Source organism: Pseudomonas sp. GW456-L13, assembly GCF_017350115.1.
GTDB lineage: Bacteria > Pseudomonadota > Gammaproteobacteria > Pseudomonadales > Pseudomonadaceae > Aquipseudomonas > Aquipseudomonas jessenii.
This window is the reverse complement of record NZ_JACNAS010000001.1, coordinates 1106210-1115000: the sequence shown is the minus strand read 5'-3', so window position 1 is coordinate 1115000 and position 8791 is coordinate 1106210. Positions and strand designations below refer to the sequence as shown.

General features: G+C 58.3%; 8 protein-coding genes and 2 rRNA genes (1 of these 10 only partly in view). 4 read left to right on the top strand and 6 right to left on the bottom strand.

Annotated features, from left to right (window positions below):
• Together J4D25_RS04980 and rrf are read left to right on the top strand one after the other, a co-directional pair.
• Positions 1 to 1614: ribosomal RNA gene (locus tag J4D25_RS04980) — 23S ribosomal RNA — on the top strand (it extends 1278 nt beyond the left edge of the window).
• 156 nt (positions 1615 to 1770) lie between these two features.
• A 5S ribosomal RNA gene (gene rrf / locus J4D25_RS04975) occupies positions 1771 to 1886 on the top strand.
• A gap of 66 nt (positions 1887 to 1952) precedes the next feature.
• Here the strand turns inward: rrf and J4D25_RS04970 are convergent.
• The 5 genes from J4D25_RS04970 to J4D25_RS04950 all read right to left on the bottom strand — a co-directional run bounded on the left by J4D25_RS04970 (position 1953) and on the right by J4D25_RS04950 (position 5321).
• Complete coding sequence (locus J4D25_RS04970; RefSeq protein ID WP_223473825.1) at positions 1953 to 2705, bottom strand: hypothetical protein; 753 nt, start codon at positions 2703 to 2705, stop codon at positions 1953 to 1955.
• A 48-nt stretch (positions 2706 to 2753) separates the two neighbouring features.
• Positions 2754 to 3182 (bottom strand): hypothetical protein, encoded by a 429-nt coding sequence (locus J4D25_RS04965; protein WP_057715522.1) that lies wholly within the window; start codon positions 3180 to 3182, stop codon positions 2754 to 2756.
• A gap of 138 nt (positions 3183 to 3320) precedes the next feature.
• Complete coding sequence (locus J4D25_RS04960; RefSeq protein ID WP_057715521.1) at positions 3321 to 3734, bottom strand: VOC family protein; 414 nt, start codon at positions 3732 to 3734, stop codon at positions 3321 to 3323.
• An 89-nt stretch (positions 3735 to 3823) separates the two neighbouring features.
• Positions 3824 to 4483 (bottom strand): TetR/AcrR family transcriptional regulator, encoded by a 660-nt coding sequence (locus J4D25_RS04955; RefSeq protein WP_057715520.1) that lies wholly within the window; start codon positions 4481 to 4483, stop codon positions 3824 to 3826.
• Complete coding sequence (locus tag J4D25_RS04950) at positions 4470 to 5321, bottom strand: 3-hydroxybutyryl-CoA dehydrogenase (protein ID WP_057715519.1); 852 nt, start codon at positions 5319 to 5321, stop codon at positions 4470 to 4472. The genes J4D25_RS04955 and J4D25_RS04950 overlap by 14 nt, the downstream gene beginning before the upstream one ends.
• A 163-nt stretch (positions 5322 to 5484) precedes the next feature.
• Between J4D25_RS04950 and J4D25_RS04945 the strand changes: the two genes are divergently transcribed.
• Complete coding sequence (locus tag J4D25_RS04945; RefSeq protein ID WP_057715518.1) at positions 5485 to 6546, top strand: AraC family transcriptional regulator; 1062 nt, start codon at positions 5485 to 5487, stop codon at positions 6544 to 6546.
• Positions 6547 to 6663: 117 nt separating this feature from the next.
• Here J4D25_RS04945 and J4D25_RS04940 read toward each other — a convergent pair whose 3' ends face one another.
• On the bottom strand, positions 6664 to 7386 hold the full coding sequence (locus J4D25_RS04940) for a pirin family protein (protein WP_057715517.1): 723 nt from the start codon (positions 7384 to 7386) through the stop codon (positions 6664 to 6666).
• Positions 7387 to 7715: 329 nt separating this feature from the next.
• Between J4D25_RS04940 and J4D25_RS04935 the strand changes: the two genes are divergently transcribed.
• Entirely contained in the window at positions 7716 to 8666 is a 951-nt protein-coding gene (locus J4D25_RS04935; RefSeq protein WP_057715516.1) for a GlxA family transcriptional regulator, read from the top strand.
• The last annotated feature ends 125 nt before the right edge of the window (positions 8667 to 8791 follow it).

Here is an 8791-nt window from a genome sequence, read left to right as displayed (position 1 = left end):
CCCACGCCGAAAGACCAAGGTTTCCTGCGCAACGTTAATCGACGCAGGGTTAGTCGGTCCCTAAGGCGAGGCTGAAAAGCGTAGTCGATGGAAAACAGGTTAATATTCCTGTACTTCTGGTTATTGCGATGGAGGGACGGAGAAGGCTAGGCCAGCTTGGCGTTGGTTGTCCAAGTTTAAGGTGGTAGGCTGAGATCTTAGGTAAATCCGGGATCTTAAGGCCGAGAGCTGATGACGAGTGTTCCTTTGGAACACGAAGTGGTTGATGCCATGCTTCCAAGAAAAGCTTCTAAGCTTCAGGTAACCAGGAACCGTACCCCAAACCGACACAGGTGGTTGGGTAGAGAATACCAAGGCGCTTGAGAGAACTCGGGTGAAGGAACTAGGCAAAATGGCACCGTAACTTCGGGAGAAGGTGCGCCGGTGAGGGTGAAGGACTTGCTCCGTAAGCCCACGCCGGTCGAAGATACCAGGCCGCTGCGACTGTTTATTAAAAACACAGCACTCTGCAAACACGAAAGTGGACGTATAGGGTGTGACGCCTGCCCGGTGCCGGAAGGTTAATTGATGGGGTTAGCTAACGCGAAGCTCTTGATCGAAGCCCCGGTAAACGGCGGCCGTAACTATAACGGTCCTAAGGTAGCGAAATTCCTTGTCGGGTAAGTTCCGACCTGCACGAATGGCGTAACGATGGCGGCGCTGTCTCCACCCGAGACTCAGTGAAATTGAAATCGCTGTGAAGATGCAGTGTATCCGCGGCTAGACGGAAAGACCCCGTGAACCTTTACTATAGCTTTGCACTGGACTTTGAATTTGCTTGTGTAGGATAGGTGGGAGGCTTTGAAGCGTGGACGCCAGTTCGCGTGGAGCCATCCTTGAAATACCACCCTGGCAACTTTGAGGTTCTAACTCAGGTCCGTTATCCGGATCGAGGACAGTGTATGGTGGGTAGTTTGACTGGGGCGGTCTCCTCCTAAAGAGTAACGGAGGAGTACGAAGGTGCGCTCAGACCGGTCGGAAATCGGTCGTAGAGTATAAAGGCAAAAGCGCGCTTGACTGCGAGACAGACACGTCGAGCAGGTACGAAAGTAGGTCTTAGTGATCCGGTGGTTCTGTATGGAAGGGCCATCGCTCAACGGATAAAAGGTACTCCGGGGATAACAGGCTGATACCGCCCAAGAGTTCATATCGACGGCGGTGTTTGGCACCTCGATGTCGGCTCATCACATCCTGGGGCTGAAGCCGGTCCCAAGGGTATGGCTGTTCGCCATTTAAAGTGGTACGCGAGCTGGGTTTAGAACGTCGTGAGACAGTTCGGTCCCTATCTGCCGTGGACGTTTGAGATTTGAGAGGGGCTGCTCCTAGTACGAGAGGACCGGAGTGGACGAACCTCTGGTGTTCCGGTTGTCACGCCAGTGGCATTGCCGGGTAGCTATGTTCGGAAAAGATAACCGCTGAAAGCATCTAAGCGGGAAACTTGCCTCAAGATGAGATCTCACTGGGACCTTGAGTCCCCTGAAGGGCCGTCGAAGACTACGACGTTGATAGGTTGGGTGTGTAAGCGCTGTGAGGCGTTGAGCTAACCAATACTAATTGCCCGTGAGGCTTGACCATATAACACCCAAGCAATTTGACTACTCGAAAGAGCATCAGATTGCGGTGTGTGAAGACGAAAGAACCGAAAGTTCGACGCTCACAAAACACCGAAAGCTGTCACATACCCAATTTGCTGAAGCGAGGCCGACCGGTCACGACTCAGTACCCGAATTTCTTGACGACCATAGAGCGTTGGAACCACCTGATCCCATCCCGAACTCAGCAGTGAAACGATGCATCGCCGATGGTAGTGTGGGGTTTCCCCATGTGAGAGTAGGTCATCGTCAAGATTAAATTCCGAAACCCCTATCTGCGTATGCAGGTAGGGGTTTTGTTTTTGTCCGCGGGAAATGAAATTACTGCCCCAACCGCTCCAGCGTGTGCTCCAGGGGATCCAGCGACACACAGATAAAACCATCAAGCGGTCGATTGAGTTCCTCTACCAGCAAGATGGTTGCCCCCGTCGACAGGGCACACATCAGCAATACGGCGACAATGGTGCCGTTGCAGGGTGCAAACAGGCCGAACGAACCGAAGATAATCCCCAGCCACGTCACCAGGATCACCAGCATCACCGGTGGAATCGATTGATTGGCCTGCAGCAGGGTCAGCCAGCGGGCGGCAAACACGGTGTCCATGTCTTGCAATGCCTTGGCCTTGAGCGCGCGCTGATCATCGTTGCCGGGCGTCAGTGACTCGACCTGGCGTTGCAGGCCTTCGGAGCGACGGATCACTTCTGGGCTATCGAGTTTTTCAATCTGACGGTGATCGCGGGTCGCGAGCACCTGGGTGACTTCGGCGTAGTTGTGCTTGAGCTCGGTGCGGATGCCCTGGGTGTCGGGGCCGTAGCGAGCCAGCAAGCGGTCGAATTGAACCACTTTCGCCGCCGCGCCCTCCAGTTCGGCATTGGCCGTATCGAAGGTGCCTTTGGCAGAGGAAACGAGCAGGCCGAGGACCAGCGCCGACATCGTTGCGATGAGGCCGGTGGCCAGCTTCACTACTGCCACGGAGTCATCGCTCAGATGATGGCTCGGTAATCGCTCCCTCACGTACGAGCCCATCAGTGCGCTGGCGGACAGACAGGCGAAAACGATGAGAGCGATCACCACGTCATTCAAATTCAACCTCCGTTGACGCTGTCCTCCAGGGGGAGATATCTACTGGTACTTGATCACGATACCTTTGAGCTTGCGTCCCTCGATGGTCCTCACATCGCGTGCCCACAGCGGCCCGCTGGCATAGGCACCCACCGCCTGAATGTGGTCATAGACGACCACCACGGCGTCGCCACCGAGTTTGGCGGACTCTTCCCGCAGCTTCTGTTCGACTTCGGTAATCGGCGGGGCAGGGTCGATGCTGGCATCGATCAACACCTCACCCAGGCGCATATGTGGGCGCAGAGGCTCCGAGCGCAGCACGACAACCTGGTCCGGCGATGTCGGTGCCGGATGTTCTACACCGACATAGGCGGTGGTCTGGGCATCGACAGTGGCGCAACCATTGAGGGTCAGCAGGCTGGCGATCATTCCACCGGCCAGTAGCAAGAGCTTGCAACGGGTGGGCCAGGACGCGTCGTGGGCCGGCATAGTGGGTATCCTCCTCAGGTTCGCTGCTATCCGTATGGCTAGTTGACGGTAGCAGACAGGCCGGGAGTTGCCAGAAAGCCCAACCTTTTCAGGTCGGGCTTTTTTGTGCCTTCAATACTCTCGATCGACCAAGGCCTTTCACTGATCCTTTTCGCAATTGACCATCCACGACACACCAAAACGGTCGACCAGCATGCCGAAGCGTGCTGCCCAGAACGTGGTTTCCAGTGGCATTTGCACAGAGCCACCGTCCGCCAGCGCATTGAAGACCCGTTCGGCCTCGGCAATGCTGTCGACGTTGAGTGAGATCGAGCAACCACTCATGCCCTGGACGGGCCGATCCGGAGTGGTGTCCGACCCCATGATCGCCTGATCGCCCACGATCAGGCGGGTATGGATGATCAGGTTGTGCAGATCCGTGGGGACATGCTCACCGGCAGGCGTTTCGCCGAAGGTCATCATGGCTTCGATCTGGCCTTGCAGGCACTGCGCGTAGAACGTGAAGGCCGCTTTGCAGTCGCCGTTGAAGATAAGGTAGGGATTGATTTTCATGGTCGGCTCCAGGTGCTCGAGTACATACATCGGTTTGGACGCCGGTTTTTTCGGCGAATTCCGATTGTGTCGAGCCGACAAGCAAAGCGCTAAATCTTCGTCGAAGCTTGTGTTTCTTTAGATGTTTTTTCAATAGGACGCGCCAGGCTTATTGCCTCCGGCACACGCCGTGGCGCAAGCACACGTTCGATGGCGCCGCTGACCATGCTCTCGAGCAGCTCCTCACGTTCCTGCTCGTCCAGCACATGGGGTGTCAGCCAGCTGGGAGCACTGTTGAGCAGGGCGCCAATGGCATGCCCGGCGGCCAGCAGGCCTTGCTCGCTGAAGCGGGACTTGGCGCCCAGCATTCTCAGCAACGTGCGTTCGTATTGCTCGCGCAATTGCCGGACCCGATCCTGTTGCTCTTCGTTCAGGCAACCGCTGTCGCGCTCCACCAGGCGGAAATGCCAGGGCATCTCCCGATGCAGATTCAGATGGGCGCGGATCAGACTGTTGAGTTTGTCGCGCTTGCCTGGGGCCTTTTGCTGGATACGTCCCAGGGTGGCCAGCAGCTCCTCGTAGAACTCCTCGATCAGGTCGAGCAGCAGATGCTGTTTGCTGGGGTAATGGTGATACAGCGAGCCTGGGGAGAGCCCCAGGCACGTCGCGAGCTCACGCATGCCGACCTGGCCGAACCCCTTGCAGGCAAACAGCTCCAGGACCTTGTCCCGGTACTCGGCAAAGCGCGAGCAACGCTCAGGCATAGGCATGGAAGCCGCGCCCCGTTTTACGTCCCAGGTAACCGGCGGCGACCATTTCCTTGAGCAACGGCGCCGGGCGATATTTGCTGTCGTTGAAACCGTCATAGAAGGCTTCGAGGATCGACAACAGGGTGTCCAGGCCAATCAGGTCCGCCAGGGCCAACGGGCCGATAGGCTGATTGCAGCCCAGGCGCATGCCGGCGTCGATGTCTTCGGCGCTGGCCAGGCCTTCCTGGAACACCAGGATCGCTTCGTTGATCATCGGTACCAGGATCCGGTTGACCACGAATCCCGGGCGATTACCGGCAGTGATCGCGGTTTTGCCGAGGGTGGTCGCCATGTCCAGCGCCAGTTGGTGGGTCGCGTCACTGGTTTGCAGGCCACGGATGACTTCGATCAGGCCCATCACCGGCACCGGGTTGAAGAAATGCAGGCCGATGAAGCGCTCAGGCTGGCTGACACTGGCGGCGAGTTGGGTGATCGACAGCGACGAGGTATTGGAGGCAATGACGCATTCGCTGCTGACTTGCGCGGCAATCTGTTGCAGCACACGCAGTTTCAGGTCGAGATTTTCCGTCGCAGCTTCAATGACCAGCTGCGCATTTTGCAGGCTGCTGTAGTCGGTGCTGGTGCGGATTTTGTCGAGAGCGGCCTGTTTCTGCTCCGGCGTCAGGGTTTCCTTGGCGATCTGCCGGTCCAGGTTTTTGCCGACCGTTGCGACGGCTTTTTGCAAAGCGCTTTCGGAAATGTCGAGCAAGGTCACGTTGAAACCGGCCATGGCGCAGACTTGTGCGATGCCGTTGCCCATGGTGCCCGCACCGATCACCCCGATGTTTTGCAGATTCATCTTCCCATCCTTCGATCAAACCCTGCGATACCTTGGCCGCGATTGCGGCCGAAGGCGTACTATTGCCGCGAGTCTAGAGCCGGCAGGGCGGTTGTCCTATGCCAAAACTGTTCAACGGCACTGATGTTTTTTGCCATTCGGGTGATGAGAGAGAAGCGAACCAATGCGGGAAAAGGACTCGGTTGCCGCCTATTTCGTGCAGGCAATGATCCATGGGCTGCGCGATGATCCGCAGCGCGTGACGGCCGTGCTCGAACAGGCGGGCATTGATCCGGCGGTCATGCACCAACCCACGGCGCGGGTGCCGGCCAATGCGTTTGCGGCGTTGTGGCTGATCCAGATCCGCGAGCTCGACGATGAGTTTTTCGGGCTCGATTCCCATGGCATGCCGCCGGGCAGTTTCGCCCTGATTTGCCGTGCCTTGATTCAGGAGCCCGATCTGCACAAGGCCATGCGTCAATGCCTGGCCAACTTCGGCTTGTTCCTGCGCGACTTTCGCGGCTCTCTGGCCGTGCGTGGCAAGCGTGCGGTCATCAGCCTCGACACCCGTTCGACGGACAACGATGCCAGCCGGTTTGGTGAAGAAACATTCCTGGTGTTGATGATCAGTCTGTTGTGCTGGCTGGGCGGGCGGCGCATTCCCATTGACCGTGCGGACTTCCGCCATTCGCGCCTGTCGCTGGGTGACGACCGCCTGCTGTGGGGCCCTAACCTGACCTTCGGTGCCGAGCGCACCGAAATCGAATTTGCCAGCCACTACTTGCGCCTGCCCGTGGTTCAGGACCTGGCGTCGCTGAAAGTGTTTCTGCGTACCGCACCGCAATGGCTGGTGATCCGCTTCCGCAACCAGCATGGCCTGGCATCCCAGGTTCATCAGCGCTTGCGCGGCAGTCATTACAGTCAGTGGCCGACGTTGCAGGCCTTTGCCCTGGAACAGCACCTGAGCCCCAGCACCTTCCGCCGCAAACTGGAGCGTGAAGGCTGTTCCTACCAAGAGATCAAGGACGAAGTCCGCCGTGGCGTGGCCTTTGAGCAATTGCGTCAGAGCGACGCGAGCATCAGCGATATCGCTGAACAACTGGGTTTCCAGGAACCCAGCGCCTTCCATCGGGCGTTCAAGAAGTGGACCGGGGAAAGCCCCGGGCGCTATCGGGCCCGTTATCAGGGGGAGCAGGGCGCAGAGGTCGCTACCCTTGTCGCAGGGGGCGCCGGGACCTGCGAATAAATCCGGGGGCCACACAACCTGTGGGGGCGGGCTTGCTCGCGAAGGCGGAGTGCCAGTCGACATCTCTGTTGAATGACACAGCGCTTTCGCGAGCAAGCCCGCTCCCACAGGGATCTGTCATGGCATTTCCGGCAGTTCCTGTGGCCGCAGGTCAAAGACCAATACTTCAGCATCCACGCCATTGCTCAAGGTCAGCACCTGTTCTTCGCGAACCCGCACACCGTCGCCTTCCTGCAACAACACACCGTTGAGTTCAACGCTGCCCCGAGCCACATGCACATAGGCGTAGCGGTTGGCGGCGAGCTCCAGGGTGGCGCTTTCCTTGCCGTCGATCAGGCCGGCATACACCCGTGCATCCTGACGCACCTTCAGCGAACCCTTGGCGCCGTCCGGCGAGATGATCAGTTGCAGGCGCCCGCGTTTCTTCTGGGGGCTGAAATGCTCTTGCTGATAGCGCGGTTTGGCGCCGCTGACGTCGGGCACGATCCAGATTTGCAGAAAGTGCACCGGCCGGGTTCCGGAGTGGTTGAATTCACTGTGGGCCACACCGCTGCCTGCGCTCATCAGTTGCACGTCGCCGGGGCGGATCACGGAACCTGTGCCCAGGGTGTCCTTGTGTTCCAGGGCACCTTCAAGCACATAGGAGAAAATCTCCATGTCGCGGTGCGGGTGCTGGCCGAAGCCTTTGCCGGCGGCGACGCGGTCGTCGTTGATCACCAACAGGTCGGAAAAACCCTGCTCTTTCGGGTTGCGATAGCTGGCGAAGGAAAAGGTATGGAACGACTTCAACCAGCCGTGATTGGCCAGGCCACGATCCGAGGCTTTGCGAAGAGTCAGCATGATGAAATCTCCTTTGGGGACGTGAATTCGTCCGAGTGAGGAGAAGGTTAATGGTTACCTGCTGGTTCAATAAGTAGATGAAAATTGAAATACTGTCTCGATCAGGTTGACAGTTTGCGGGCGACAATCAGCTATTCTTTTCCGATGCCTGGCCTGTGTTTGTCCATAATGCACAGTACCGAAACCTGTGGGAGCGAGCTTGCTCGCGATAGCAATTTTCCAGTCACCTCATCTGTCGAATGTGATACTGCCATCGCGAGCAAGCTCGCTCCCACAAAGGGCTGGCGCTCGACAAACCGACCTTATTTGATCCCAGTGAATTCCAATCCATGAAAACCGTGGCAATGGTGCTGTTTCCCGACTTTCTCCTGCTCGACATGGCCGGGCCCATGGAAGTGTTTTCCATCGCCAATCGTTATCTGAAACCCGAAGATCACTATGTGCTGACGACCATCGGCACCGAGCCCGGCGCACTGCGGGCGTCCAACGGGGTGAGCGTGCACGCCGACCGGCACATCGATCAGGCCTGCGAGGGGTTTGATTTGCTGCTGGTGCCCGGTGGTCCCGGTGCCTACAACGAAAAGCATCCGCCATTGCTCGACTGGCTCAGGCACAACGTCAGCCGGTCCGCCGGTTATGGCTCGATCTGCACCGGGGCGTTCGTGTTGGGGCATGCGGGTTTGCTCGACGGCTATCGCGTCACCACCCACTGGCACTACACCGAGCGGCTGATCAAGGGCTTTCCGAAGGCGACCGTCGAGACCGATCAGATCTTCGTTCAGGACCGCAACCTGATCACTTCCGGTGGCGTCACCGCCGGGATCGACCTGGCGTTGTCGGTGGTCGCCCGGGACCATGGCAAAAAAGTCGCCCAGGACGTGGCCAAAGTGTTGCTGGTGGTGATGAAACGCCAGGGCGGGCAAGCGCAGTTCAGCCCGTTGATGGCGGCGGTGGCCCCTCACGAAACGGCGATTACCCGGGTGCAGAACCATGTGCTTGAACATCTCGATGAAACCTACAGCATCGAGTCCATGGCCGGGCTGGCCAACATGAGCCCGCGTCATTTCGCCAGGGTGTTTGCCCGGGATGTGAACATGACGCCAATGGAGTTTCTGCAAAGCGCGCGTATCGATTGCGCCAGGAACCTGCTGGAAACCACCGAGTTGCCACTCAAGACCGTGGCCTTCAAAAGCGGCTTCGGCAGCGTGCGGCACATGCGTTTTCTGTTCAGTGAAAAGCTCGGCCTGACCCCGACCCAATACCGCGAGCAGTTCAGTTAGCGCGCATGTCCGTCGTGCGCACCGCAATGGCCGTGACGCTCCCCCCGCGGCAGTTGTACCGTCACCGAGGCCTGCCAAGATACCGCTGAACTCATTGCAAGGACGGTGCGGAGCCTGGGCTGGAA